The 24,333-nt window shown below is 67.3% G+C and carries 25 protein-coding genes and 2 tRNA genes; 20 read left to right on the top strand and 7 right to left on the bottom strand.

Annotated features, from left to right (window positions below; all coding sequences use genetic code 11):
* Positions 1-85 precede the first annotated feature (85 nt).
* From BM013_RS07840 to BM013_RS07850, 3 genes are all read left to right on the top strand, one after another.
* Positions 86-1,639: a DHA2 family efflux MFS transporter permease subunit gene (locus BM013_RS07840; RefSeq protein WP_093124922.1), complete on the top strand. Its 1,554-nt coding sequence runs from the start codon at positions 86-88 to the stop codon at positions 1,637-1,639.
* Positions 1,640-1,723: 84 nt separating this feature from the next.
* Entirely contained in the window at positions 1,724-2,188 is a 465-nt protein-coding gene (locus BM013_RS07845; RefSeq protein WP_093124925.1) for a hypothetical protein, read from the top strand.
* Positions 2,155-2,886: a TetR/AcrR family transcriptional regulator gene (locus tag BM013_RS07850; RefSeq protein ID WP_256221420.1), complete on the top strand. Its 732-nt coding sequence runs from the start codon at positions 2,155-2,157 to the stop codon at positions 2,884-2,886. Before BM013_RS07845 ends, BM013_RS07850 begins: the two co-directional genes overlap by 34 nt.
* Positions 2,887-2,919: 33 nt before the next feature.
* Here the strand turns inward: BM013_RS07850 and BM013_RS07855 are convergent, their stop codons facing one another.
* From BM013_RS07855 to earP, 3 genes are all read right to left on the bottom strand, one after another.
* Positions 2,920-3,783, bottom strand: coding sequence for an LOG family protein (locus BM013_RS07855; RefSeq protein WP_093124927.1), 864 nt, complete (start codon positions 3,781-3,783; stop codon positions 2,920-2,922).
* A gap of 139 nt (positions 3,784-3,922) precedes the next feature.
* On the bottom strand, positions 3,923-4,477 hold the full coding sequence (efp, locus tag BM013_RS07860) for an elongation factor P (RefSeq protein WP_093124930.1): 555 nt from the start codon (positions 4,475-4,477) through the stop codon (positions 3,923-3,925).
* 162 nt (positions 4,478-4,639) lie between these two features.
* Positions 4,640-5,731: an elongation factor P maturation arginine rhamnosyltransferase EarP gene (earP, locus tag BM013_RS07865; RefSeq protein ID WP_093124932.1), complete on the bottom strand. Its 1,092-nt coding sequence runs from the start codon at positions 5,729-5,731 to the stop codon at positions 4,640-4,642.
* A gap of 75 nt (positions 5,732-5,806) precedes the next feature.
* Here earP and BM013_RS07870 point away from each other — a divergent pair, with 75 nt between their 5' ends.
* The 5 genes from BM013_RS07870 (at position 5,807) to BM013_RS07890 (ending at position 11,869) form a co-directional block, all read left to right on the top strand.
* Positions 5,807-7,264 carry a M20/M25/M40 family metallo-hydrolase gene (locus BM013_RS07870; RefSeq protein WP_371279674.1) on the top strand — a complete coding sequence of 486 codons (1,458 nt, stop codon included), beginning with the start codon at positions 5,807-5,809 and terminating at the stop codon, positions 7,262-7,264.
* A gap of 13 nt (positions 7,265-7,277) precedes the next feature.
* Complete coding sequence (locus BM013_RS07875) at positions 7,278-8,216, top strand: alpha/beta fold hydrolase (RefSeq protein ID WP_093124935.1); 939 nt, start codon at positions 7,278-7,280, stop codon at positions 8,214-8,216.
* Between the two features lie 183 nt (positions 8,217-8,399).
* Positions 8,400-10,361 carry an excinuclease ABC subunit UvrC gene (gene uvrC, locus BM013_RS07880; RefSeq protein WP_093124937.1) on the top strand — a complete coding sequence of 654 codons (1,962 nt, stop codon included), beginning with the start codon at positions 8,400-8,402 and terminating at the stop codon, positions 10,359-10,361.
* 57 nt (positions 10,362-10,418) lie between these two features.
* Positions 10,419-10,985, top strand: coding sequence for a CDP-diacylglycerol--glycerol-3-phosphate 3-phosphatidyltransferase (gene pgsA, locus BM013_RS07885; protein ID WP_093124940.1), 567 nt, complete (start codon positions 10,419-10,421; stop codon positions 10,983-10,985).
* Positions 10,982-11,869: a DMT family transporter gene (locus BM013_RS07890; protein WP_093124942.1), complete on the top strand. Its 888-nt coding sequence runs from the start codon at positions 10,982-10,984 to the stop codon at positions 11,867-11,869. The genes pgsA and BM013_RS07890 overlap by 4 nt, the downstream gene beginning before the upstream one ends.
* Positions 11,870-11,904: 35 nt before the next feature.
* On the opposite strand, the gene BM013_RS07895 is transcribed toward BM013_RS07890, so the two are convergent.
* Positions 11,905-12,864: a LysR family transcriptional regulator gene (locus BM013_RS07895; RefSeq protein WP_093124945.1), complete on the bottom strand. Its 960-nt coding sequence runs from the start codon at positions 12,862-12,864 to the stop codon at positions 11,905-11,907.
* A 38-nt stretch (positions 12,865-12,902) separates the two neighbouring features.
* On the opposite strand from BM013_RS07895, the gene BM013_RS07900 reads away from it, so the two are divergent.
* The 6 genes from BM013_RS07900 to BM013_RS07925 all read left to right on the top strand — a co-directional run bounded on the left by BM013_RS07900 (position 12,903) and on the right by BM013_RS07925 (position 18,351).
* Positions 12,903-13,847: an alpha/beta fold hydrolase gene (locus tag BM013_RS07900; RefSeq protein WP_371279695.1), complete on the top strand. Its 945-nt coding sequence runs from the start codon at positions 12,903-12,905 to the stop codon at positions 13,845-13,847.
* Entirely contained in the window at positions 13,844-14,929 is a 1,086-nt protein-coding gene (locus BM013_RS07905; RefSeq protein ID WP_093124947.1) for a tartrate dehydrogenase, read from the top strand. Before BM013_RS07900 ends, BM013_RS07905 begins: the two co-directional genes overlap by 4 nt.
* 230 nt (positions 14,930-15,159) lie before the next feature.
* Entirely contained in the window at positions 15,160-15,432 is a 273-nt protein-coding gene (locus tag BM013_RS07910) for an HU family DNA-binding protein (protein ID WP_007830705.1), read from the top strand.
* A 29-nt stretch (positions 15,433-15,461) separates the two neighbouring features.
* Positions 15,462-15,537: transfer RNA gene (locus BM013_RS07915), tRNA-Val, on the top strand.
* A 77-nt stretch (positions 15,538-15,614) separates the two neighbouring features.
* Positions 15,615-17,531 carry a SurA N-terminal domain-containing protein gene (locus BM013_RS07920; protein ID WP_093124950.1) on the top strand — a complete coding sequence of 639 codons (1,917 nt, stop codon included), beginning with the start codon at positions 15,615-15,617 and terminating at the stop codon, positions 17,529-17,531.
* A 145-nt stretch (positions 17,532-17,676) separates the two neighbouring features.
* Positions 17,677-18,351, top strand: coding sequence for a histidine phosphatase family protein (locus BM013_RS07925; RefSeq protein ID WP_093124952.1), 675 nt, complete (start codon positions 17,677-17,679; stop codon positions 18,349-18,351).
* Positions 18,352-18,390: 39 nt separating this feature from the next.
* On the opposite strand, the gene BM013_RS07930 is transcribed toward BM013_RS07925, so the two are convergent.
* Positions 18,391-18,723, bottom strand: a complete 333-nt coding sequence (locus BM013_RS07930; protein ID WP_093124955.1) for a hypothetical protein — start codon at positions 18,721-18,723, stop codon at positions 18,391-18,393.
* A 47-nt stretch (positions 18,724-18,770) separates the two neighbouring features.
* Positions 18,771-19,019: a GlsB/YeaQ/YmgE family stress response membrane protein gene (locus BM013_RS07935; protein ID WP_093124956.1), complete on the bottom strand. Its 249-nt coding sequence runs from the start codon at positions 19,017-19,019 to the stop codon at positions 18,771-18,773.
* A gap of 203 nt (positions 19,020-19,222) precedes the next feature.
* Here BM013_RS07935 and BM013_RS07940 point away from each other — a divergent pair, with 203 nt between their 5' ends.
* From BM013_RS07940 to BM013_RS07950, 3 genes are all read left to right on the top strand, one after another.
* The gene (locus BM013_RS07940) at positions 19,223-19,855 is read left to right on the top strand and encodes a YbhB/YbcL family Raf kinase inhibitor-like protein (protein ID WP_093124959.1); all 633 of its coding nucleotides are present in this window, start codon (positions 19,223-19,225) and stop codon (positions 19,853-19,855) included.
* Between the two features lie 119 nt (positions 19,856-19,974).
* A tRNA-His gene (locus BM013_RS07945) sits at positions 19,975-20,050 on the top strand.
* Positions 20,051-20,328: 278 nt separating this feature from the next.
* Entirely contained in the window at positions 20,329-20,673 is a 345-nt protein-coding gene (locus tag BM013_RS07950; RefSeq protein ID WP_093124961.1) for an H-NS histone family protein, read from the top strand.
* Between the two features lie 85 nt (positions 20,674-20,758).
* On the opposite strand, the gene BM013_RS07955 is transcribed toward BM013_RS07950, so the two are convergent.
* Positions 20,759-21,745, bottom strand: a complete 987-nt coding sequence (locus tag BM013_RS07955) for an NADPH:quinone oxidoreductase family protein (protein ID WP_093124963.1) — start codon at positions 21,743-21,745, stop codon at positions 20,759-20,761.
* Positions 21,746-21,873: 128 nt separating this feature from the next.
* On the opposite strand from BM013_RS07955, the gene surE reads away from it, so the two are divergent.
* Genes surE through BM013_RS07970 form a run of 3 tightly spaced genes read left to right on the top strand, consistent with a single transcriptional unit; the run spans position 21,874 to position 24,333 of the window.
* Positions 21,874-22,632, top strand: a complete 759-nt coding sequence (gene surE, locus BM013_RS07960) for a 5'/3'-nucleotidase SurE (RefSeq protein WP_093124966.1) — start codon at positions 21,874-21,876, stop codon at positions 22,630-22,632.
* Between the two features lies 1 nt (position 22,633).
* A complete protein-coding gene (locus tag BM013_RS07965; protein WP_093124967.1) occupies positions 22,634-23,407 on the top strand; it encodes a protein-L-isoaspartate(D-aspartate) O-methyltransferase in 774 nt (257 codons plus the stop codon).
* 11 nt (positions 23,408-23,418) lie between these two features.
* Positions 23,419-24,333 carry a peptidoglycan DD-metalloendopeptidase family protein gene (locus BM013_RS07970; protein ID WP_093124970.1) on the top strand — a complete coding sequence of 305 codons (915 nt, stop codon included), beginning with the start codon at positions 23,419-23,421 and terminating at the stop codon, positions 24,331-24,333.

Below are 24,333 nucleotides of genomic sequence, written 5' to 3' on the forward strand. Positions count from 1 at the left end.
AGATAAGAGCAATTCTCATTTGATTGACATTTAACTGACCCGAAGTCAGTATCGACGCCTTCTTCAACCGACCTTGAAGGCGTTCATGCGTTCCCCCATCCCCATCGCAATTCCAGCCGCGGTCGCGGCCGCGGCCGATCCGCGCCGCCGCCTCGCGCTCGTTGCCGCGGTCTACCTCGGCAGCTTCATCGCCACGCTCGACGTGAGCATCGTCAACGTCGCGCTGCCCACGCTGCAGCGCGCCCTCGCCACCGACCTCGCCGGCCTGCAGTGGGTGATCGACATCTACGCGCTGTGCCTTTCGGCCTTCATGCTGTCGGCCGGCCCGCTGGGCGACCGCTACGGCCGCAAGCGCGCCTGGCTGGCGGGCGTCGCCGTGTTCACCGTCGGCTCCGCGCTGTGCGCGATGGCCGGTAGCCTGCCGACCTTGCTGGCGGGCCGGGCGGTGCAGGGCGTGGCGGGGGCGCTGCTGATTCCGGGTGCGCTGTCGCTGCTGGCGCATGCGTTCCCCGAGCCCGCGAGCCGGGCGCGGGTGATCGGCGGATGGTCGTCGTTCACGGCGCTGTCGCTGGTGCTCGGGCCGATGCTGGGCGGGCTGCTGGTGGACCACGCCGGGTGGCAGAGCATCTTCCTCATCAACATTCCGATCGGGCTGCTGACCGTGGGGCTCGGGCTCTGGGGCATCCGGGAAAGCGCGCACCCCGAGCATGCGGCGCTCGACCCGGCCGGGCAGGTGCTCAGCGTGCTGTGGCTGGGCGCGCTGACCTACGGGCTGATCGCGGCGGGCGAGCACGGCTGGGGCTCCGTGCAGGCTGCGAGCGCGTTGATTGCGGGCGCTGTCGGCCTGGCGCTCTTCCTGGCGGTGGAGGCGCGCGTGGCGCGGCCGCTGCTGCCGCTCGGCTTGTTCCGCGACGCGCGCTTTTCGGTGACCAACTTCGCGTCGTTCGTGCTCGGCTTCTCGGCCTACGCGAGCCTGTTCTTCTTCTCGCTGTTCCTGCAGCAGGTGCAGGGCTGGTTGCCCAGCGACACCGGCTGGCGGCTGGCGCCGCAGTTCGTCGCCACCGGCATCGTGGCCTCGCAGTTCGGCCGCCTGGCCCGGCGCTGCGACGTGCACACGCTGATGGTGGCGGGCTACGCGCTCATCGGCGGGTCGATGCTGCTGCTGACGCTGTTCTCGGCCGACACGCCCTATGCGTGGCTGGCGTTGCTGTTCGTGTTCCTGGGTGCGGGCACCGGCCTTGCCGTGCCGGCCACCAGCACGGCCGTGATGGGGTCGGTGCCTGCGCAGCGCTCGGGCATGGCCTCGGCCACGATGAACGCGCTGCGCCAGGCCGGCATGCTGATCGGCATTGCGTTGTTGGGCACGTTGATGAGCACGCGCGCCACGTCGCTGCTGGCCGATGCGCTTGCCCTGGCCGGCCTGGGCGACGCACAGCAGGCCGCTGTCGCCGCCGTCGGCCGGCACGACCTGGGGGCGTTGGCCTCGCTCGATGCGGCCACGGCGCAGCAACTGCTGGCCACCGCGCTCGCGGGTGGCTTCCACGCCGCCATGGCCTGCGCCGGCATTGCCGGCCTGCTTGCCGCGGGCCTGCTCGTGAGCGTGCGGCCCCGTACCGCTGCCGTGCCCGCCCGCGCCTGAGGCTTCGTTCTTTCCATGCCCGCCGCACATGTGCCGGTGCGCTTTCGTGCGCGCCCTTCATCGGTTTTTTTCAAGGAGCTTTCCATGATCCATCACGAACTCGGGCAGTGGCCGCTCGTCATCAGCGTCTCGTCGGGGCTTCAGACCCTCGAGGCGATGCAGGCCTTCACCGAGGACTGGAACCGCTGGCTCGACCGCGGCGAGCCCTTCGCCTCGCTGCGCGTGTTCGCCGACGCCGATGCGCTGGTCCATCCCGAGGGCGGCGCGCAGGGCGCCAAGCAGTGGCTGCAGGCGCGCGGCGCCGATATTCGCCGCCATATGATGGGCATGGCGAGCGTGGTGCCCGCCGAGCAGTACGAGAAAATTCGCAAGATGAATGTCGAGAAACTCTTCGGCGTGCCCGCCAGCACCTTTGCCGACGCCGACGATGCGCTGGTGTGGCTCGGCGAGCGCGTGATGGCGCCGCGCGGCCTGCCGTTCGACCTGGCGGCCGTGCGCGCGGCGATCCGTTCGGCATGCGCCACCTGCGCGGCCGCGGCCGCTTCCTGAGGCTGTCGATGGCGAAGAGCGGCGCGGTCACGATCCCCACGACCCCCACGGTTCTCACGATGGTCGATGGCGAGGTCGTCCCGCGCCGCCGCACCAAGGCCCCCGAGACACGCGCGCCCGCGCTGATGGACGCCGCCGAGCGGCTCTTCATCTCCAAGGGCATCGCCACCACCAGCATCGACGACATCGCGGCCGGTGCGCAGGTGGCCAAGGGCACCTTCTATCTCTACTTTCCGTCGAAGGAGGCGCTGCTCGGCGCGCTGCAGCAGCGCTTCGTCGACAACTTCTGCGGGCGCCTGCAGGAGGGAATGGACCGTCACCGCACCGACAACCATCGGGCCCGGCTCAAGGCCTGGGTCGAGACGGGGCTGCAGATCTACCTGGACAACGTCGCCTTGCACGACGTGGTCTTCCACGAGTACCGGCCCGAAGACCGCCGCATGCGCAACGACAACGCGGTGATCACGCAGCTCGCCGCGCTGCTGGAGCAGGGCGCCGCCGCCGGCACGTGGTCGGTGGACGACAGCACCATGACCGCTGTGATCCTCTTCAATGCGCTGCACGGCGTGGCCGACGACGCGGTGGCCATGGGGCAGACCAGCGACGCGGAACGCAAGCGCCGCGCGCGTTCGCTCGCGAACTTCTTCGCGCAGGCGCTGCGCCCTGCCGATCGGGCCGGGGACGACAGCGCCGGCTGACCCGATCCGCCCCGGGGGGGGCGGGGGCTCAGCTCAGAGCTTGTAGAAGCGCTTGATCGCGCTCCAGGCATCGTCGGGCGCGTCGACGTATTCGAAGAGCTTCAGGTCGCCGGGCGAGATCACGCCTTCGTCGACCAGGAAGTCGAAGTCGATCATCCGCTTCCAGTAGTCCGAGCCGAACAGCACGATCGGCACCGGCTTCGACTTCTTGGTCTGCACCAGCGTGATCACTTCGAACAGCTCGTCGAGCGTGCCGAAGCCGCCCGGGAATGCCACCAGCGCCTTCGCACGCATCATGAAATGCATCTTGCGGATGGCGAAGTAGTGGAACTTGAAGCTCAGCGCCGGCGTGACGTAGGGGTTGGCTTCTTCTTCCATCGGCAGCGCGATGGCCAGGCCGACCGAGAGGCCGCCGCCTTCGTGCGCGCCGCGGTTGGCCGCCTGCATGATGCCGGGGCCGCCGCCGGTGCACACGAAGAGCTTGTCCTGCGGCTCCTTGTCGTTGCTGTACTGCGCGACCAGCTTGCCGAAGGCGCGCGCCTTCTCGTAGTAGTGCGAGTTGCGCGCCAGCCGGCGCCAGCGCTCCGATGCCGCCGTGTCGCCGGCGGCGTCGGCCTGCGCGATCATGGCGGCGGAGTCTTCCTCGCTGCGAAAGCGCGCGCTGCCGAACACCACCACGGTGTTCTCGATGCCGTGGGCGCGCTGCTCGAGGTCGGGCTTCATCAGTTCGAGCTGCATGCGGATGCCGCGGGTCTCGCGGCGCAGCAGGAACTCGGGGTCGGCGAAGGCGATGCGCGAGGGATCGGGGTCGAGCGGCAGGCCCTTGTCCGCATGGGAGTGCAGCGTGGCCCAGGCATCGGCCAGGCGTTTGTCGTGAAGGTTGTGCGTGTTGTTCATGAGAAAACCAGACAGATAGACCCGAGTGATTGTGCAGCGTTGCAACTGGCGTGCCCAGCCAACGAAAAAGGCTCCTTGCGGAGCCTTTTTCGAGAGTGCTGGTCAGCCGGGTGTTCCCGGCCAGAGCCCGGGAAGGGGCTCAGACGCGCTTGCGGTATTCGCCGGTGCGCGTGTCGATTTCGATCTTGTCGCCTTGCGCGACGAACAGGGGCACGGGCACTTCGAAGCCGGTGGCGATCTTGGCGGGCTTCATGACCTTGCCCGAGGTGTCGCCCTTGACGGCCGGCTCGGTCCAGGTGATTTCGCGCTCGACGCTGGTCGGCAGTTCGACCGAGATGGCCTTGCCGTCGTAGAACACCACTTCGACAGCCATGCCGTCTTCGAGGTAGTTCAGGGCGTCGCCCATGTTTTCGGCTTCGACTTCGTACTGGTTGAACTCGGCGTCCATGCAGACGTACATCGGGTCGGCGAAGTAGGAGTAGGTGCACTCCTTCTTGTCGAGCACGATCTGGTCGATCTTGTCGTCGGCCTTGAAGACCACTTCGGTGTTGAAGTTGGCGATCAGGCTCTTCATCTTCATGCGCACGGTGGCGGAATTGCGGCCGCCGCGGCTGTATTCGGTCTTCAGCACGACCATCGGGTCCTTGCCGTGCATGATGACGTTGCCGGCGCGGATTTCTTGAGCGATTTTCATAACAGGGTCTCTGGATGTTGGCCGCTCGGTGCACGGGGCCATCGGCGACTTTTTGACGTTTGCCGGTGTGTCTGGCCCCGCGGTACATGTCCCGCGGCAGGTTTAGCGGACAGCATCTCGGATCGTCGAGATCCGGGCTTGAAATCCGCAAAGCCCGCTATTTTAGCTTTTTTGGCCGATCATTTTCTGCAATTGGGTGACCAGGTCGTCTTGCGCCAGCAGTCGCGCCCGGGCGTCGCGGGCTGTTTCGAGCCAGGGGCCCTGTGTTTCCAGCGCGGGCAGCGCCCCCTCTCCGAAGCCGTTCCACGCGTGGTGAAAAAGCCGCAGCGAGGGCGGGGCGCCCAGCCAGTCGAGCCAGGCGCCGAGCTTCTCGTGGTGCGCGTCGTCGTCCTGCGGGTAGATCTGCCAGACGAACGGGGCGCCGGCCCACAGGGCGCGCACCCACGAATCTTCGCCACGCACGAAGTTCAGGTCGCACGACCACAGAAGGTGGTCGAAGTCGGGTTGCGTCAAGTGCGGCAGGTATGAAATTGATAGCGCACCACGCACGACGGACGTGCGTGAGGGCTCCTTTTCATCCGAAAGAGCGGCGCGAACGGCCTGCGTGGCACGGCCCGCGGTCACCAGCAGCCGCGTGGGCCCGGGGCCTTGTTCCAGGCGCGCGAGCAGCGCGGCCAGCGCCGGCGGCTCGTAGCAGAAGAGCGAGACCAGGCGCTCGCCGCCTTGCCATTCGATCTGCTGCGCGGCCAGCCACGCCGCGCGGTCGAAGGCCTCGCGCCGCGCCGTCAGGTCGGGTTCGCGCAGCAGGCCGCCGGTGGCCGGTGTGAAGCCCGGGTAGAAGAAGCGCTTGGTCAGCCCGGCGCCCGGCCCCTTGAACACCGGCGAGGGCAGCCCGTGCAGCCGCTCGACGTACGGTTCGGCCGACAGGTATTCGAGGTTGATCCAGGCCCGGCCCGGCGCTTGGGCAAAGCGCGCGATCAGTTCCGGCGCCGGCTCGCAGCCGAAGCCTTCGACGAGCACGTCGGGCGCCGGCGCAGCCACGGCCGCCCGCAGCGCAACGGGGTCGAGCCAGTCGATCACTTCCACGCCGTGGTGGCCCGAAGGTGCCATCCAGCGCAACGCCGCCGCGTCGTCGATCCACAGCCGCACGCGTTCGCCGCGCAAGGCCAGCTGGCAGGCCAGCCGCCAGCAGACGCCGAGGTCGCCGTGGTTGTCGATGACCTTGCAGAAGATGTCCCAGCGCATGGATTGCATGGCCGGGAGTGTGCCCGTGTTCGCGGGCACCGCTTGCTATGCTGGCCGCACAACAACCACCGGAGAGAGACGACCATGAGGATGCAGACCTTCCGTGCAGCGAAAGCAGCGAAAGCCGTGCTGGCCGTGTCGATGGCGCTGGGCGGCATGACCGCCGCGATCGCCCGGACACCGACGCAGACGCCGACGCAGACGCAGACCCCGCCCGCGCTCACGCCGCAGCAGCAACGCTTCCACGACATCTACAAGGAACTGGTGGAGATCAACACCACCCATTCGGTGGGCGACAACACGGTGGCGGCGCGCGCCATGGAAAAGCGCCTGGTCGAATCGGGCTTCGCGCCCGGCGACATCCAGATCTTCGAACCCTTCCCCAAGAAGGGCAACCTGGTGCTGCGCTTCAAGGGCGACGGCAGCAAGAAGCCGCTGCTCCTGCTGGCCCACATCGACGTGGTCGAGGCCCGCCGCGAAGACTGGAAGACCGACCCGTTCAAGCTGCAGGAAACCGGCGGCTACTTCACCGCGCGCGGTTCCATCGACGACAAGGCGATGGCCTCGGCGCTGGTCTCGGTCCTGGGCCAGCTGAAGCAGGAAGGCTTCAAGCCGCGGCGCGACATCATCCTGGCGCTGACCGCCGACGAGGAACGCGGCGACGCGCTCAGCAACGGCGCCTTCTGGCTCATCAACAACAAGCCGGAGCTGATGCAGGCCGAGTTCGGCATCAACGAGGGCGGCGGCGGTGAACTGCGCGGCGGCAAGCCGAACCTGCACCGCATGCAGGTGGCCGAGAAGATGTACACCACCTACATGCTCGAGGTGCGTGACGTGGGCGGGCACAGCTCGGTGCCGACCAGGAGCAACCCGATCTATGCGCTGTCGGCGGGGCTCGAGCGGCTGGGCAACTTCGCCTTTCCTGTCAAGCTGGCGGACGTGACGAAGACCTACTTCGCGCGCAGCGCGCCGTTCGCCACCGGCCAACTGGCCGACGACATGCGCGCGGTGGGCGCCGGCAACCCCGACCCGTCGGTGATCGAGCGCATGTCGGCCAACCCGGCCTACAGCGCCCAGTTCCGCACCACCTGCGTAGCAACGATGGTGCAGGCCGGCCACGCCGAGAACGCGCTGCCGCAGTCGGCCAAGGCCACGGTCAACTGCCGCATCCTGCCGCACGACGACCCCGACGAGGTGGAGCGCCTGCTGACCCAGGCCCTCGGCAACGAGAAGATCGTGGTGCGCAACATGGGCAAGCCGCTGCGCAGCCCGGCGTCGCCGCTCAATGGCGACCTGGTGAAGACGGTGGAATCGCTCACGCAGCAGATGTGGCCCGGCGTGCCCGTGGTGCCGGCCATGAGCACCGGCGCCACCGACAGCCGGTTCATGCGCAATGCGGGCATTCCGATGTACGGCGTGACCGGCATGTTCCTCGAGCCGTCGGACGCGCGCGCGCACGGGCTGGATGAGCGCATCGAGATCCAGCGCCTGTACGACGGCCGCGAGTTCCTGTACCGGCTGGTGTCGGAACTGGCGAAGTGAGCGGGGTTGCGCAATGAGCGGCACCCGCGAACACGCGCTCGAACACGGCTTTGTTCATGTCAACGGCATTCGCTTGCACGTGGTGCAGGCCGGCCCGGCCGACGGGCCGGTGGCCATGCTGCTGCACGGCTTTCCGGAGTTCTGGCGCGGTTGGGCCGGCCAGATCGATGCCCTGGCCAAGGCCGGCTACCGCGTCTGGGTGCCCGACCAGCGCGGCTACGGTGAAAGCGACAAGCCGCAGGGCGTGGAAGCCTACGGCCTGGAGACACTGGCCGACGATATCTGCGCGCTGATCCGCAGCACAGGTCGCGACAAAGTGACGCTGCTCGGCCACGACTGGGGCGGCGCGGTGAGCTGGCGCGTGGCGGCGCGCAACCCCGAGCTGGTGGAACGGCTGGTCATCGTCAATTCACCGCACCTGGCGGCGATGCTGCGGCACATGTCGGGCGGGCGGCAGCGCCTGCGCAGCTGGTACATGCATTTCTTCCGCATTCCGCGCCTGCCCGAGCGACTGCTGGGCCGGCGCGACTTTCGCGGCCTGGTGCGGGTGCTGCGCCAGGGCAGCCGCCCCGGTGCCTTCCCGGATGCGGACATTGCGCTGTACCGCGAGGCATGGGGTCGCCCGGGTGCGCTGACCGCCATGCTCAACTGGTACCGCGCGCTGATGCGCAGCCGTGCGCGCATTCACGCCGATGCACGCATCCCCATGCCCACGCTGTTGCTGTGGGGCGTGCAGGACGAGGCGCTCGGCATCGATATGGCCCAGCCCAGCATCGCCCTGTGCGACCAGGGCGAGCTGCAGCGCATCGAGGGCGCCGGGCATTGGGTGCTGCACGAGGAGGGCGTCGACGTGAGCCGGCGCATCCTCGCGTTCATGGGGCGCGCGCCAGGTGCCGTTGCCGACCCTGCCGCGCTCGCCGCCGCACGCCCCGCCGTGGCCCTCGGGGCGTGAAGATGCCGCCCCGCACGATGCCTTCGCGCGGATGACGGTGCGGGTGCCGTTGGGTTAGTTAGGCCCCGGTCTTGACCTTGTGGCCGGGCGCGCTTGTCGTCCACGGCACATTTCGTTCCAGCCATGTCGGGGTTTGCGCGAGGGCCGCGGCCGGCCTGCGTGGCGCGCGCCACAATAGCCGCCATGTCAGACGTGCATTCCGATCAATTGCTCAGCGAAGTCGCGGCCCTGCCGCAGTTGCCGGGTGTCTACCGCTACTTCGACGCGGCCGGCGCGGTGCTCTATGTGGGCAAGGCGCGCAACCTCAAGAAGCGGGTGGCCAACTACTTCCAGAAGAGCCACGGCGGCACCCGCATCGGCCACATGATCTCGAAGATCGCGCGCATGGAGACCACGGTGGTGCGCTCCGAGGCCGAGGCGCTGCTGCTCGAGAACAACCTGATCAAGACGCTCAAGCCGCGCTACAACATCCTGTTTCGCGACGACAAGAGCTACCCCTACCTGAAGATCGCGTCGCACGCGTTTCCGCGGCTGGCCTACTACCGCGGCGCGACCGACAAGAAGCACCGCTACTTCGGGCCGTACCCGAGCGCCTGGGCGGTGAAGGAATCGATCCAGCTGCTGCAGAAGGTGTTCCGCCTGCGCACCTGCGAGGACACCGTGTACGCCAACCGCACGCGGCCGTGCCTGCTGTACCAGATCAAGCGCTGCAGCGGGCCGTGCGTCGGCCACATCGCGCCTGATGCGTACGCGCAGGACGTGGCCAGCGCCGAGGCCTTCCTCATGGGCGACACGCAGCTCGTGCTTTCCAAGCTCGAACAGCGCATGACCACGCACGCCGAAAAGCTCGAGTTCGAGCAGGCCGCCGAGCTGCGCAACCAGATGTCGGCCATCTCGCGCGTGCTGCACCAGCAGTCGATCGAGATCGCCTCCGACAAGGACGTGGACATCCTGGCCGTGAAGGTGCAGGGCGGCAAGGCCTGCGTGAACCTGGCCATGGTGCGCGGCGGCCGGCACCTGGGCGATCGCCCCTACTTTCCGGTGCACGTGGAAGACGCCGCGCAGATTCACCACGGCGAGCTCGACGCGGAAGAGGGCGCGGCCCCCGTGCTCGCCGACGCTATCGAGGTGCAGGTGCTCGAGGCCTTCATTGCCCAGCACTACATCGACGTGCCAGTGCCCGCCACGCTGGTGCTCAGCGAGCAGGTGAGCCGCGAGCTGATCGAGGCGATCTCGCTGCAGGCGGGCGCGCGCGTGACGGCGGTGTTCCAGCCGCGCGAGCAGCGCCGCCACTGGCTGGAGATGGCCGAGACCAACGCCAAGCTGCAACTGGCCCGGCTGCTGGCCGAAGAAGGCTCGCAGCAGGCGCGCACGCGCGCGCTGACCGACGCGCTGGAGCTGGCCTCGGACGACCTCGACGCATTCCGCGTGGAATGCTTCGACATCTCGCACACTGCGGGCGAGGCCACGCAGGCCTCGTGCGTGGTGTTCGAGCACCACACCATGCAGAACAAGGAATACCGCCGCTACAACATCGAGGGCATCACGCCCGGCGACGACTACGCGGCCATGCGCCAGGTGCTGCACCGGCGCTACGGCAAGCTGGCCGAGGCGATGGCCGCCGAGACCGAGGAGCTGCCCCCGGGCGACGCCGAGAGCGACGACAGCGAAGCCCCGGTCAAGATCCGGACCGCGCGCATGCCCGACCTGGTGCTGGTCGACGGCGGCAAGGGCCAGGTCTCGATGGCGCGCGAGGTGTTCAGCGAGCTGGGCCTGCCGCTGTCGCTGATCGTCGGGGTCGAGAAGGGCGAGGGCCGCAAGGTCGGGCTCGAGGAACTGGTGTTCGCCGACGGCCGCGAGAAGGTCTACCTGGGCAAGGACTCGGCCGCGCTGATGCTGGTGGCGCAGATCCGCGACGAGGCGCACCGCTTCGCCATCACCGGCATGCGGGCCAAGCGCGCCAAGGTGCGCGTGGGCGGCAGCCAGCTCGAGGACATTCCGGGCATCGGCCCGAAGCGGCGGGCGCGGCTGCTCCAGCGCTTCGGCGGCATCCGCGGCGTGGCGGCGGCGAGCGTGGAGGACATCGCCTCGGTCGAGGGCATCGCGTCCGAGCTGGCGGAAGAAATTTACAAGGCGCTGCACTGACGGCAAGAAGGCAAGACCTTCGCCGGAGGGTTAACGCCGCCATGACACAATCAAGCGATGTTCTGGACCCTACCGACCATCATGACTTGGACGCGCATCGTCGCGATCCCTTTGATCGTCGGCGTGTTCTACCTGCCGATCAGCGAGCCGATGCGCAACCTGATCGCCACGGTGATGTTCATCGTCTTCGCCGCCACCGACTGGCTCGACGGCTACCTGGCGCGCAAGCTCAACCAGACCTCGGCCTTCGGGGCCTTCCTGGATCCGGTGGCCGACAAGTTCCTGGTGTGCGCGTCGCTGCTGGTGCTGGTTCACCTGAACCGGGCCGACGTGTTCGTGGCGCTCATCATCATCGGCCGCGAGATCGCCATCTCGGCGCTGCGCGAATGGATGGCGCAGATCGGCGCCAGCAAGAGCGTGGCGGTGCACATGATCGGCAAGGTCAAGACGACCGTGCAGATGGTGGCCATTCCGTTCCTGCTCTATGACGGGCGCCTGTTCAAGGTGATCGACACCGGCCTGTGGGGCCAGTGGCTGATCTGGATCTCGGCCGTGCTCACCATCTGGTCGATGGTGTACTACCTGCAGAAGGCCATTCCGGAAATCCGGGCCCGTACCAAATGACCACGGCGGCCACGGCCCGCAACGCGGGCTGGCTGCGGGCGATGCCGGCGGTCTTCGTGCTGATCTGGAGCACGGGCTTCATCGTCGCGCGCTACGGCATGCCGTACGCGCCACCCCTCAAGTTCCTGGCCGTGCGCTACGCGTTGTCGCTGGCGTGCTTCGGCGTGTGGGTCGCGCTGGCGCGGGTCGCGTGGCCGAAGGGGCGCGCGCAATGGGGCCACCTCGCGGTCACGGGCGTGCTGATGCAGGCGGGCTACCTGGGCGGTGTCTGGGCCGCGGTGCATGCGGGCATGGGCGCGGGGCTGGTGGCCCTGCTGGTCGGCGTGCAGCCGGTGCTGACGGCGGTGTGGCTGTCGTTCAACGGCGGACGCATCACGGGCCGGCAGTGGGCCGGGCTGGTGCTGGGCTTCGCGGGGCTGGTGCTCGTGGTGGCGCGCAAGCTGGGGCAGGGCGCCGAGGTCAATGCGCTCACGATGGGGCTGGCGGTGATGGCGCTGCTGTCGATCACGGCGGGCACGCTGTACCAGAAGCGCTTCGTCGCGCCCTGCGACGTGCGCAGCGCCAGTGCGGTGCAGATGGCCGCGGCGCTGCTGGTCACGCTGCCGTTCGCGGCCATGGAATCGCAGGGCATCGAATGGAACGCGTACTCCGGCGGTGCCATGGCCTGGTCGGTGCTGGCGCTGTCCCTGGGCGGCAGCTCGCTGCTCTATATGTTGATACAGCGCGGCACGGCCACCGCGGTGACCAGCCTGCTGTACCTGGTGCCGCCGTGCACGGCGGTGATGGCCTGGCTGCTGTTCTCGGAGCCGATCACGCTGGTGACGGTGCTGGGCATCGCGCTGACCGCCGCCGGCGTGAGCCTGGTGGTGCGCGGCACGCGCTGAGCGGCGCGCGTTCTTCTCTTTTCCCCGCTTCCCATTCAGCGCGCGCCGGCCTTGCCCGGCTTCCACGGTTCGCCGCGAAACTGTTCCGCCAGGTGGTCGACCAGCAGCCGCACGCGGCGCGGCGTCTTCGGCCGCCAGGGCGCGACCCAGTGGATGTCCGCCTCCGGCATGGCGTACTGCGGCAGCACGCGCACCAGTTCGCCGGTGGCCAGTTGCGGTGCGATGTCCCACAGGCTGCGCAGCATGACGCCGTGGCCGGCCAGGCACCAGTCGCGCACCATCTCGCCCGAGTTGCTGGCCAGCGGCCCCTGCACGCGCGCACGCGCCGTGCCGCCGTCGCGCGCGTGGCGCAGCGTCCACAGCGCGTGCTGGCGCTGGCTGGGGTCGCCGTTCTCGCGCGCGACCAGGCAGTCGTGCGAAGCCAGCGCCTCGACCGTGGCCGGCATGCCCCGGCGTTCCAGGTAGGCGGGTGACGCCGCCAGCACGCGCTGGTTGCGCGCGATGCGCCGCGAGACCCAGTCGGCCGCGTGGCGCTGCTGCACCGCCCACAGCCACACCGCGCCGTCGTAGCTTTCCGCGCCCAGATCGGGCAGTTGCTCCGTCAGCATCAGCTCGATCCGCACGCCGGGGTGGCGCGCCTGGAAGCTGGCCAGCGACGGGCCGAGCCAGCGCCGGCCGAAGCCGAAGGTGGCGGCCAGGCGGATGGTGCCGGCCAGCTCGTTCTGGCGCTCCCCCAGTTCGCTCTCGAGCGCGGCGAAGCCGTCGAGCAAGCTGCGCGCGTGCACGCACATGGCCTCGCCCTCGGTGGTGACGCTCAGTCGCCGCGTGGTGCGGTCGAACAGGCGCTGGCCCAGCCGGGCCTCGAGCGCGCCCAGCCGCTTGGTGACGACCGAAGGCACCACGCCGAGCGTGTCGGCCGCGCCGGCCAGGCTGCCCGCGTCGCGGATGGCGAGCACCAAGGCCAGGTCGCCGCGGTCCATCGAAGGAGGATTCATGCCGAAATGGAAAGTATGAATTGGCCGATTGTTGCTTGATGATCGCAGGGGCGCAACGCACAATTGCCGATGTGACGGCCTCCTTCCTTTCCCTTCCCACTTTCGACATCGAGCGCAACGGCGTGCGCATCCATGGCCGCATCGGCGGCAGCGGCGCGCCGCTGCTGCTGTTGCACGGTCATCCGCAGACGCACGCGATCTGGCACCGCGTGGCGCCGGCGCTGGCCGAGCGCTTCACCGTGGTGGCCGTCGACCTGCGCGGCTACGGCGATTCGGGCCGGCCCGCGCCCGATGCCGAGCACGCGGTCTACAGCAAGCGCGAGATGGCGCTCGATGCGCTCGCCGCCATGCGGCACCACGGCTTCGAGCGCTTCGGCGTGCTGGCGCACGACCGCGGCGCGCGCGTGGCGCACCGGCTCGCGGCCGACCATCCGGCGGCCGTCGAGCGCATGCTGCTGCTCGACATCGCGCCCACGCTCGCGATGTACGAGAACACGTCGGAGGCCTTCGCCAAGGCGTACTGGCACTGGTTCTTCCTGATCCAGCCGCCGCCGCTGCCCGAGGCGCTGATCGCCTCCGACCCGGTGCGCTACATCCGCAGCGTGATGGGCGGGCGGCACGCGGGGCTGGCGCCGTTCGCGCCCGAGGTGCTGGCCGAGTACGAGCGCTGTGCCGCCATCGCGGGCACCGCCGAATCCATCTGCGAGGACTACCGCGCCTCCGCCACCATCGACCTCGCGCACGACCGCGCCGACATCGCCGCCGGCCTGCAACTGGCGCAGCCGCTGCGCGTGCTGTGGGGCGAGCACGGCGCGGTGGGCAAGGCCTTCGACGTGCTGGCGCTGTGGCGCGAGCGCGCCGCCGATGTCTCGGGCCGCGCGCTGCCGTGCGGCCACTACGTTCCCGAAGAAGCGCCCGGCGAATTGCTCGCCGAGGCGTTGAGCTTCTTTTCATCTACCCGACAAGCAGGAGCCAAACCATGAGCACCCAGAGAATCGCAGTCATCGCTGGTGACGGCATCGGCAAGGAAACCACGCCCGAGGGCCTGCGCGTGCTCGAGGCCGCGGCCACCAGGTTCGGCATCGACCTGAAGTTCGACCACTTCGACTTCTCGAGCTGGGACTACTGCGAGAAGCACGGCAAGATGCTGCCCGACGACTGGAAGGACCAGATCGGCGGCCATGACGCCATCTTCTTCGGCGCGGTCGGCTGGCCCGAGAAGATCGCCGACCACGTGTCGCTGTGGGGCTCGCTGCTGATGTTCCGCCGCGAGTTCGACCAGTACATCAACCTGCGTCCCGCGCGCCTGATGCCCGGCATCATCGCGCCCGTGGTGCGCCGCGACGGCACGCCGCGCGAGCCCGGCGAGATCGACATGTACATCGTGCGCGAGAACACCGAGGGCGAGTACTCGAGCATCGGCGGGCGCATGTACCAGGGCACGCCGCGCGAGATCGTGCTGCAGGAAACCGTGATGTCGCGCGTGGGCGTCGACCGTGTACTGAAGTTCGCCTTCGAGCTCGCGCAGTCGCGCCCGAAGAAGCACCTCACCAGCGCCACCAAGTCGAACGGCATCTCGATCACCATGCCGTACTGGGACGAGCGCGTGGCCGAGATGGGCAAGAACTACCCGGGCGTCACGCTCGACAAGTTCCACATCGACATCCTCACCGCGCACTTCGTGCAGCGGCCCGACTTCTTCGACGTGGTGGTGGCGAGCAACCTGTTCGGCGACATCCTGTCCGACCTGGGGCCGGCGTGCACCGGCACCATCGGCATTGCGCCCAGCGCCAACCTCAACCCCGAGCGCACCACGCCGTCGCTGTTCGAGCCGGTGCACGGCTCGGCGCCCGACATCGCGGGCAAGGGCATCGCCAACCCGATCGGGCAGATCTGGTGCGGCGCGATGATGCTGGAATTCCTGGGCCACAAGCAGGCGCACGACGCCATCCTCTCGACCATCGAGAAGGTGCTGGCGCCCCAGAGCGGAGCGCCGCGCACCCCCGATATCGGTGGAAATGCGAGCACCAGCGACCTCGGAAAAGCGATCGCCGAAGCCCTTTGAACAGCTTTGCGCCGCCTTCAAAAAAGACTTCACGAAACGCCCCTAAAATCGCGCGCTCCGCTGATCTGCAAGGCCTCGTGTCTTATTGACACCCTGCAGACCAGTGGTTGTAATCCTCGCTGGCAGTGCGCTGCCGAGGCGTCAGTCCTGCCAGGTTCTTGAGTCCGCACACTTCGCGGCCAGGTCGCAGCTGACGGAAGCCGACCAACATTTTTCTGCAAGGGGCCCTTGTGAACAAGACCGAACTGATTGAGCACATCGCAAAGAACGCCGATATTTCCAAAGCTGCAGCAACCCGTGCGCTCGAGTCCACCATTGGCGCTATTCGTACCACGCTCAAGAAGGGCGGCTCCGTTTCGCTCGTCGGTTTCGGCACTTTCGCAGTAGGCAAGCGCGCGGCCCGCACCGGCCGAAATCCCCGTACCGGCGACGCGATTAAAATCAAGGCCGCCAAGATTCCGAAGTTCCGTCCGGGCAAGGCGCTGAAAGACGCGCTCAACTAAGACGTTAGACTCGGAGAGTATTTCCGGTGGGGTGCTTAGCTCAGTTGGTAGAGCGGCGCCTTTACACGGCGTAGGTCGGGGGTTCGAGCCCCTCAGCACCCACCACCACCCGATGCAAAGGCGAACCACAAGTTCGCCTTTTTTATTGCCGTCCGACATCCGTCGAAAAAGAGTGTTCAAGCATGTTTGATTTCTTCCGCAAGTACAACAAGATCGTCATGATTTTCTTGTTCTTGCTGATCATTCCCTCGTTCGTGCTCTTCGGTGTCGAGCGCTACCAGGGCTCCGGCGGCGACGAGAAGGTCGCCCGCATCCAGGGCCACGACATCACGCGTCCCGAGTGGGACCAGCAGCACCGCGTGGAGACGGACCGCATCCGCCAGCAGTCGCCCAATGTCGATCCGACGGTGCTCGACTCCGACGCGCTGCGCTATGCCACGCTGGAGCGCATGGTGCGCGACCGCGTGCTGGCCGCCGCCGCCGCGAAGACGAACATGACGGTTTCGGAAGACCGCCTGGCGCGCATGTTCGCGCAGGACCCGGGCCTGGCCGCGTTCCGCACGCCTGACGGCAAGTTCGACCGCGACGCCTTCATGCGCGTGACCGGCCGCACGCCCGAGCAGTACGAGGCTTCGGTGCGCTCCGACATGACAACGCAGCAGGTGCTGCTGGGCGTGTCGGGCACGGCCTTCACGCCGCCCGCGCTGGCCTCGACCACCATCAACGCCTTCTACGACAGCCGCGAGATCCAGGTTGCCCGCTTCGCCCCCGACAGCTTCGCGTCGAAGGTCGCGGTGAGCGACGCCGACATCGAGTCCTACTACAAGGACCACATGGCGCAGTTCCAGGCGCCCGAGCGCGCGGACATCGACTACCTAGTGCTCGACATCGAGGCCGCCAAGAAGAACATCGTGCTGAGCGACGCCGACCTGCAGACCTACTACAAGGACAACACTGCGCGCTTCGGCACGAAGGAAGAGCGCCGTGCGAGCCACATCCTGATCAATGCGCCGGCCAGCATGCCCGCCGCCGACCGCGAAAAGGCGAAGGCCAAGGCCGAACAGCTGCTGGCTGAAGTGAAGAAGGCGCCCAACACCTTCGCCGAAGTGGCCCGCAAGAATTCCGATGATGATTTGACTGCCAAGAACGGTGGTCAATTCGATATGGGGCCGAAGGGAAGTCTTGTTGCCAAACCACTGGACGACGCCGTGTTCGCGCTCAAGAAGGGTGAAATCAGCAGCCTGATCGAAACCGAATTCGGCTTTCACATTGTTCAGCTCAATGACATCAAGCCTGCCCAGGTGACCCCCTTCGAGCAGGTGCGTGCCACCATCGAGAACGAAGCGCGCGCGCAGCAGGCCACGCAGGAATTCGCGAAGGCGGCCGAGGTCTTCACCGATGCGGTCTACCAGTCGCCCGACAGCCTCAAGCCCGCCGCCGAGAAGCTGAAGCTCACGATCCAGACGGCCAAGAACGTTGCGCGCACCGCCGCGCCGGGTGCCGCCGGCGCGCTGGCCAGCCGCAACTTCCTGAGCGCGCTGTTCGCGCCCGACTCGCTCGAGCGCAAGCAGAACACCGAGGCGATCGAAGTCGGCTCGAGCCAGCTGGCAGCAGGCCGCGTCACGCAGTACACGCCGGCGCATGCCGTGCCGCTGGCGGACGTGAAGGACAAGATCCGCGCCCAGCTCGTCACCGAGCGTGCCGCGGTGCTCGCGAAGACCGAAGGCGAAGCCAAGCTCGCCGCATGGACCGCGAAGGCCGACGGCGCGACGTTCGGCGCACCCGTGACGGTGTCGCGCCGCGAGGCCCAATCGCAGCCGCTGCCGGTCATCGACGCCGCGCTGCGTGCCGACGCCTCCAAGCTGCCGGCGCTCGTGGGCGTGGACTTGGGTGCACAAGGCTATGTCGTGGTGCGCGTGACCAAGGTCGTGCCGCGCACGCCGCCGGCACCCGAACTCGCGAAGCAGGAGCAGGCGCAGGTCGGCCAGTCGATCGCCGCCGCCGAAGATGCCGCCTACTACAACCTGCTGAAGGAACGCTTCAAGGCCGAGATCCTCGTGCCGAAGCCGGCGGACACGCTGCCCGTCGCGGGCCGCTGAGATACACGGCTGGCGTCGAGACGCCAAGCCCACCAAGCCCGAGCCATGGCTCGGGCTTTTTTCATGGCGAGCGCCGATCCGATGCATTTGCTGGTCGTCGCACGAGGGACAAGCGGCGCCTGCGCTTCTTGCCAGAATCCCCGGCATGGGAACCCTCTACCTCGTGCGCCACGGACAGGCCAGCTTCGGCGCTGCCGACTATGACAACCTGAGCGAGCTCGGGCATCGGCAGTCGGTGCGGCTCGGCGAGTACTGGCGCGAGCGCGGCATGACGTTCGACGCGGTCATCACCGGCACGCTGAAGCGCCATCGCCAGACCTGGGAGGGCATTGCCAAGGGGCTGGGCCTGACGCGCGACGACGTGCTGCCGTGGCCCGGACTGAACGAGTACGACAGCGAGGCGCTCATCGCGACCATCCACGACGGCAAGCTCGAGAAGCCGGACTCGCCCGAGATGTACCGCCATCACTTCCGCTTGCTGCGTGAAGGCCTGGGCGCATGGATGCAGGCCAAGACGGCGCCGGTCGGCATGCCGAGCTATGTCGACTTCCTGGGCGGCGTGACGACCGCGCTCGACCATGTGCGCGACAGGCACCACGGTGCGAAGGTGCTGGTGGTCTCGAGCGGCGGGCCGATCAGCACCGCGGTCGGCCATGTGCTGGGCACGAGCGCGGAGACCACGATCGAGTTGAACCTGCGCATCCGCAATACCTCGGTGACGGAATTCGCGTTCACGCCCAAGCGGCACATGCTGGTGACCTACAACACGCTGCCTCACCTGGACGGGCCGGCGTACGAGGGGTGGGTGACTTACGCCTGAGGTGTACGTCGCGAGCCTGCTTGTGCTTCAGGTTGTGCTTCAGGCCTGCCAGACGCCGTAGCCGGCCTTGCGCAGCGCGATGCCGAGGTCGACTTCCATCAGCCGCGCGTCTTCGTAGGTCAGGGGGTTGTAGCGTTCGTAGAGCGCGGGCAGCAGGTGCAGGCCGAATTCCTGAACGAAGCTGTTTGCCTGGATGCCGGCCTTGTGCTTGTCGAAGCGGATGTCGGGGTCCAGCCCTGTCATGCCGACGTAGACGAAGGGCTTGCCGAGTTGGTAGTCGGGGTTGGCGCGCCTGAAGCGGCCGTTGTTCCAGACGCGGTCGTCGAGCTCGACCACATAGACGTGATGCCTGGCGCGCGGCTTGCGGGGCATGGCTTTCGGGGTGGCCGCCCGCGCGACGCGGGGCGGCCGCGGAGGCATCAGCTCTTGCGCTTGACGAGGCCGTAGAGGATCAGCAGCACGATCGCGCCCAGCACGGAAGCGATGAAGCCTGCACCCTGGCCGGCGGTGTACCAGCCGAGCGATTGGCCCACGTAGGTGACGATCAGCGAGCCCGCGATGCCGATGATGGTGGTGACGATGAAACCCGCGGAATCGTCGCCCGGCTTGACGGCGCGTGCCACAAGACCCACGACGAACCCGATCAGAATAGTCCAGACGATGCTCATGAAGAAATTCCTTTGGTGGTGAAGGGGAGTGGCCAATGCCGAGCCCGCCTGCGCGAGCCGCATTCATGATAGCGGAGCGATTTGCGCGCGAGTGTCGCCAACGCAGATGAAACGCAGACGCGAGAATTTTTGCCCGGTGCCGTGACGCCGGGCCTGCGCGGCGTCCTACAGGTGCGCGGCAAACGCCGCGGTACACCCTGTGCATGCTGGAAAAATTGCCCGATGTCATTGGCCACGCGCTGCAGGGCGTGCGCGCTGGTCTGGACCAGATCGTCTTCAACACCCTTGGCTTGCGCGAAGGCATGGCGTCGATCGAAGTCACAAGCCTGGCCTTCACGGACCATGCGCCGCTGCCGCCACGCTACACCGCTGACGGCGAGGGCGTTTCGCCGCCCCTGCAGTGGAAAGGCGTTCCGGCCGGCGCGGCCTCGCTGTTGCTGATTGTCGAGGATGCCGATTCGCCGACCCCCAATCCGCTGGTGCATGCCATCGTGGTGAGCCTGCCGCTGGACATCGGTTCGCTGGCCGAGGCTGCGATGCCGAGCGAAGACAACGAAGGCGCGGGCCTGCATGTCGGGCGCAACTCGGCCTTGCAGTCGGCCTGGCTGCCGCCCGATCCGCCACCAGGACACGGAACGCACCGCTATGCGTTCCAGCTGTTCGCGCTGAGACAGGCGCCGGAATTCTCCGATGCGCCGGGCCGCGACGAGGTCGTCGAGGCCCTGCGCGAACATGCAATGGCCAGCGGCCTGCTCATCGGCACGCACGAGCGGCCCGATGGCTCGATCAGGATCGAGGAGGGCGCGACGCCGAACGGCCCGCTCGCCGCAGGCTGATGGCGGGCCAAGGTTGGGTCGGAGGGGACCGGCGACAGGCCGCCAGCGATCAAATCGCGTCTTTTTGATCGAGACCCTTCAAAAGCACGATTTTTAACGCTAGAATCGAAGGCTCTGCGGTGGCTGTAGCTCAGCTGGTAGAGTCCCAGATTGTGATTCTGGTCGTCGTGGGTTCGAGTCCCATCAGCCACCCCAAAAAATATCTCCTTTGCGCTATTGCTCAATAGCAATCAAAGGATTACACCGCCGGGCTTGCCCCGGCGTTGTCATTTCCGAGCCGCAACTTCTTCTGGTTGCGCGCTGCGCTCTTTACCGATTCCCCTCTGCATATAAGCCGTCCACGCCGACGCGCTTTGTGTTGCGAGTTGTTGCATCAAGGCAATCGGAAAAGCGATTTTTCGCTTCAAGAGGCTCTTGTGGCAAAAGAAAATTGAATTAAAATCCGCTCGTTTTCAATTTCTGGAGTCCAACAAATGGCTTCGACCCTCGCCGATATCAATTCTCAGATCAAGAAGCACGACGAGCAGATTGCGCAATTGCGCAGGCAGGCCGAAGAGCTGCGCAACCAGGAACGCTCCGGCGTGATCGAAGAGGTTCGCAAGAAGATTTCCGAATACGGATTGACGGCTTCCGATCTGAAACTGACGGGGCGCGTGGGTGCGGTCAAGCGCGCCGCAGGTGCTGCGCCGGCCAAGGCAGCAGCCAAATACCGCGGTCCGACGGGCGAAACCTGGTCCGGTGGCCGTGGCCGCAAGCCGCGCTGGGTGACCGAGGCATTGGCCGCAGGCAAGTCGCTCTCGGATTACGAGATCAAGTAAGTGCCTCCCGCCTTTCTGGGCAAGTGCCCAATAAAAAAGCCCGCATCCGCGGGCTTTTTTATTGGGCGTACGAAGCGCGGTGCGTTCAGTTCACCATCACGAGTTTGCCTTTGACGCCGCGCGAGCCCATGTGGGCGTAGGCGGCCTTCAATTCGGACATCGGCATCGTGCTGTCGATCACCGGCTTGATCTTTCCCTGGCCGTACCACTGGGCCAATTCGGCCATCATCTGCGCATTGGCCTTGGGTTCGCGCTTGGCGAAATCGCCCCAGAACACGCCGACCAGCGACGCGCCTTTGAGCAGCGTCAGATTCAATGGCAGCGAGGGAATGGGACCCGACGCAAAACCCACGACCAAATAGCGTCCGCGCCATCCGATCGAGCGAAAGGCCGGTTCCGCAAAATCGCCGCCGACCGGGTCGTAAATGACGTCCGGGCCTTTGCCGTCGGTGGCGGCTTTGATCGCATCGCGAAAGCCATTGGGCAGTGCGTGCGTCGTGTAGTTGATCGTCGCGTCCGCACCAATTGAGCGGCAAAGTTCGCACTTTTCATCGGTCGAGGCGGCTGCAATGACCTTGGCGCCGGCCGCCTTGGCGATCTGGATGGCCGCCGTGCCCACGCCGCCGGCCGCGCCGAGCACCAGCACGGTCTCGCCGGGCTTGAGTTGCGCGCGGTCCATCAGGGCGTGCCATGACGTCGCGTAGATCATGATGAAAGCCGCCGCGTCCACGTGGCCGAAGCCCTCGGGCAGCGGCATGCACAGGGCCGCGGGTGCGAGCGTGTGGGTGCCGAAGCCGCCCGTGCCCGACAGGCAGGCCACGTTCTGGCCGACCTTGAGGTGCGTGACGCCGTCACCGACCGCCTGCACGACGCCCGCATATTCCGAGCCCGGCACGAAGGGCAGGGGCGGCTTCATCTGGTACTTGTTCTGCACGATCAGCAGGTCGGGGAAATTCAGGCTCGCCGCCTTGATCTCGATCAGCACCTGGCCCGGGCCCGGCGCCGGTGTCGGCAGTTCCTTCCAGGTCAGCGCGTCGACGCCGGTGGGGTTTTCGCAAAGCCATGCGTGCATGCTCGAGTCTCCTTCGTGTGAGTCGGGTGGGGGCAATGAATGCGGGCGATGATAGGCGGCGCGGCAGGGCGGGCTTGTCCCTGCTGCGACGCACCCGCCGCCTACAATCCGGGGGCATTCAGGACACCATGAAGATACTCATTTCCAACGACGATGGCTTTCAGGCGCCGGGCATCGTCGCACTGCACGACGCGCTCAAGGACATCGCCGATGTCGAGGTGATTGCACCCGAGCACAACAACAGCGCGAAGTCGAATGCACTGACCCTGGCGGCTCCGCTCTACGTGCACCAGGCGCACAACGGCTTTCGCTATGTCACCGGTACGCCGGCCGATTGCGTGCACATCGCGCTCAAGGGCCTGCTCGGCTACCGGCCCGACCTGGTGGTCTCCGGCATCAACAACGGCGCCAACATGGGCGACGACACCATCTATTCGGGCACCGTGGGCGCGGCCATGGAGGCCTACCTGTTCGGCATTCCCGCCATCGCGTTCTCGCAGATCGAAAAGGGCTGGGCGCACGTCGATGCGGCCGCCCAAGTGGCGCGCCGGCTGGTGCAGCAGATCGAGCGCGAGCGCATGCTGGAAGGCAATGCATTCCTGCTCAATGTGAACGTGCCGAACCTGCCTTTCGACGAGCTGAAGCCCGTCAAGGTCTGCAGGCTCGGCCGCCGGCATTCGGCCGAGAAGGTGATCACGCAGGACAGCCCGCGCGGCGAGACCATGTACTGGATCGCCGGCGCAGGCAGCGCCAAGGACAGCGGCGAGGGCACCGACTTCCACGCCACCGCGGCCGGACACATCGCGCTGACGCCGTTGCAGATCGATCTGACCGACCACGCCAACCTGGGCCAATGGCGCGAGACGGTGGCCCGTCTCGGCAATTGACATGGCCACGCAACGGCCCAGTTTCCCCGTCCGCCTGACACCCACCGCCTCGGCCGCCACGCGCGGGCGCATGCCCGCCGTGCCGGTCAAGCCGATGGTGCCGTCCACGCCCTCGATGGCGTCGAACGCCGTGCGCGCGCGCATGGTGCAAAAGCTCGCGGCGCAGGGCATCTCCGATCCGCGCGTGCTGCGTGCCATGAGCGCGGTGGAGCGGCACGGCTTCGTCGACAGCGCGCTGGTCAACCAGGCGTACGAAGACACGAGCCTGCCGATCGGCCTCGGGCAGACCATCTCCAAGCCGAGCGTGGTCGCCCGCATGATCGAGCTGCTGCTGGCCGCACCCGCGCTGGTTGGAAAGCCGCAAGACAAGCTGGGCCGCGTGCTCGAGATCGGCACGGGCTGCGGCTACCAGGCCGCCGTGCTGAACCACGTGGCCTCCGAGGTCTACAGCATCGAGCGCCTGCGCGGGCTGCACGAGCGCGCGCGCCTGAATCTGCGGCCGTTCCGGCTGGCCACGGTGCACCTGATGCTGGGCGACGGAATGATCGGCTACGCCAAGGGCGCGCCCTACGCCGGCATCATTGCAGCGGCAGGCGGAGAGGCCGTGCCCGAAGCATGGATCGCGCAACTCGCCGTGGGCGGCCGCATCGTCGCGCCGACCCACTCCGCCAGCGGTGGACAAGCCCTTGTCGTCATCGACAAGACCGCTCGGGGACTGGAGCGCCTCGTTCTTGAGGCGGTTCACTTTGTCCCCCTAAAATCAGGTATCGCTTGAAGGAACAACAAATGCAGGGTTTAGGCAATCGGAGTTGGTTCGCTGGCGTCACGTTGGCCTTTGTGCTCGTGATCGCGGGCTGTTCCACACCGCGCGGGCCGGCGCCGGTCGAAGACCGCGGCACGATGACGCGCGCACCGAGCCCCACAGTCCCCGGCGGCCCGCCCATCACCACCGATGCCAACGGCAAGCCGCTCGCGGGCATCGAGAACTACGGCAAGCCCGGCTACTACGCCGTGCGTCCCGGTGACACCATCCGCCGCATCGGCGCCGACACGGGCCAACGCTGGCAGGACCTGGTTCGCTGGAACAACATCGACAACCCGGACCTGATCGAAGTCGGCCAGGTTCTGCGCGTGATTCCGCCGAGCGGAACCGCTGTTGCTGTCGCACCGCCGTCGGGCATGTCGTCATCGCCTTCTTCGGAAGGCGCGACGACGAAGCCCGTGACGCCGCCCGCGGCCGTGGTGCCGGCGGCAACTGCCAGCAGCGCGGCAAGGCCGTCGGTGCCGGTCACGGCGTCGCCATCGGCACCGGGCAGCGGCAATTCGGGTGACGACGACCTCGGCTGGATCTGGCCCGCGGGCGGTTCGCTGATCGCAGGTTTCGACGAAGCCAAGAACAAGGGCTACGACATCAGCGGCAAGGCGGGCGACCCCGTGCTGGCGGCGGCCGACGGCCGCGTGGTGTATGCGGGCGCCGGGCTGCGAGGCTATGGCAACCTGATCATCCTGAAGCACAACAACACCTACCTCACGGCGTATGCGCACAACCAGACGCTGCTCGTGAAGGAAGACCAGTCGGTTCAGAAGGGCCAGAAGATCGCCGAGATGGGCAACAGCGACGCCGACCGCGTCAAGCTGCATTTCGAGATCCGCCGCCAGGGCAAGCCCGTCGATCCCTCGCGCTACCTGCCCAACCGGTGA

This window comes from Variovorax sp. OK605 (assembly GCF_900115445.1).
GTDB lineage: Bacteria > Pseudomonadota > Gammaproteobacteria > Burkholderiales > Burkholderiaceae_C > Variovorax.

Bases quoted from the DNA above. Each gene is read 5' to 3' on its own strand.
- BM013_RS07925 (WP_093124952.1), top strand. From the start codon at position 17,677: ATGGGAACCCTCTACCTCGTGCGCCACGGACAGGCCAGCTTCGGCGCT.
- efp (WP_093124930.1), bottom strand. From the start codon at position 4,477: ATGAAAATCGCTCAAGAAATCCGCGCCGGCAACGTCATCATGCACGGC.
- BM013_RS07940 (WP_093124959.1), top strand. From the start codon at position 19,223: ATGCTGGAAAAATTGCCCGATGTCATTGGCCACGCGCTGCAGGGCGTG.
- surE (WP_093124966.1), top strand. From the start codon at position 21,874: ATGAAGATACTCATTTCCAACGACGATGGCTTTCAGGCGCCGGGCATC.
- BM013_RS07890 (WP_093124942.1), top strand. From the start codon at position 10,982: ATGACCACGGCGGCCACGGCCCGCAACGCGGGCTGGCTGCGGGCGATG.
- BM013_RS07840 (WP_093124922.1), top strand. From the start codon at position 86: ATGCGTTCCCCCATCCCCATCGCAATTCCAGCCGCGGTCGCGGCCGCG.
- BM013_RS07905 (WP_093124947.1), top strand. From the start codon at position 13,844: ATGAGCACCCAGAGAATCGCAGTCATCGCTGGTGACGGCATCGGCAAG.
- BM013_RS07950 (WP_093124961.1), top strand. From the start codon at position 20,329: ATGGCTTCGACCCTCGCCGATATCAATTCTCAGATCAAGAAGCACGAC.
- BM013_RS07965 (WP_093124967.1), top strand. From the start codon at position 22,634: ATGGCCACGCAACGGCCCAGTTTCCCCGTCCGCCTGACACCCACCGCC.
- BM013_RS07875 (WP_093124935.1), top strand. From the start codon at position 7,278: ATGAGCGGCACCCGCGAACACGCGCTCGAACACGGCTTTGTTCATGTC.
- BM013_RS07850 (WP_256221420.1), top strand. From the start codon at position 2,155: ATGCGCCACCTGCGCGGCCGCGGCCGCTTCCTGAGGCTGTCGATGGCG.
- earP (WP_093124932.1), bottom strand. From the start codon at position 5,731: ATGCAATCCATGCGCTGGGACATCTTCTGCAAGGTCATCGACAACCAC.
- BM013_RS07955 (WP_093124963.1), bottom strand. From the start codon at position 21,745: ATGCACGCATGGCTTTGCGAAAACCCCACCGGCGTCGACGCGCTGACC.
- BM013_RS07930 (WP_093124955.1), bottom strand. From the start codon at position 18,723: ATGCCCCGCAAGCCGCGCGCCAGGCATCACGTCTATGTGGTCGAGCTC.
- BM013_RS07920 (WP_093124950.1), top strand. From the start codon at position 15,615: ATGTTTGATTTCTTCCGCAAGTACAACAAGATCGTCATGATTTTCTTG.
- BM013_RS07895 (WP_093124945.1), bottom strand. From the start codon at position 12,864: ATGAATCCTCCTTCGATGGACCGCGGCGACCTGGCCTTGGTGCTCGCC.
- BM013_RS07970 (WP_093124970.1), top strand. From the start codon at position 23,419: ATGCAGGGTTTAGGCAATCGGAGTTGGTTCGCTGGCGTCACGTTGGCC.
- BM013_RS07935 (WP_093124956.1), bottom strand. From the start codon at position 19,019: ATGAGCATCGTCTGGACTATTCTGATCGGGTTCGTCGTGGGTCTTGTG.
- BM013_RS07855 (WP_093124927.1), bottom strand. From the start codon at position 3,783: ATGAACAACACGCACAACCTTCACGACAAACGCCTGGCCGATGCCTGG.
- uvrC (WP_093124937.1), top strand. From the start codon at position 8,400: ATGTCAGACGTGCATTCCGATCAATTGCTCAGCGAAGTCGCGGCCCTG.
- BM013_RS07870 (WP_371279674.1), top strand. From the start codon at position 5,807: ATGAGGATGCAGACCTTCCGTGCAGCGAAAGCAGCGAAAGCCGTGCTG.
- BM013_RS07845 (WP_093124925.1), top strand. From the start codon at position 1,724: ATGATCCATCACGAACTCGGGCAGTGGCCGCTCGTCATCAGCGTCTCG.
- BM013_RS07900 (WP_371279695.1), top strand. From the start codon at position 12,903: ATGATCGCAGGGGCGCAACGCACAATTGCCGATGTGACGGCCTCCTTC.
- pgsA (WP_093124940.1), top strand. From the start codon at position 10,419: ATGTTCTGGACCCTACCGACCATCATGACTTGGACGCGCATCGTCGCG.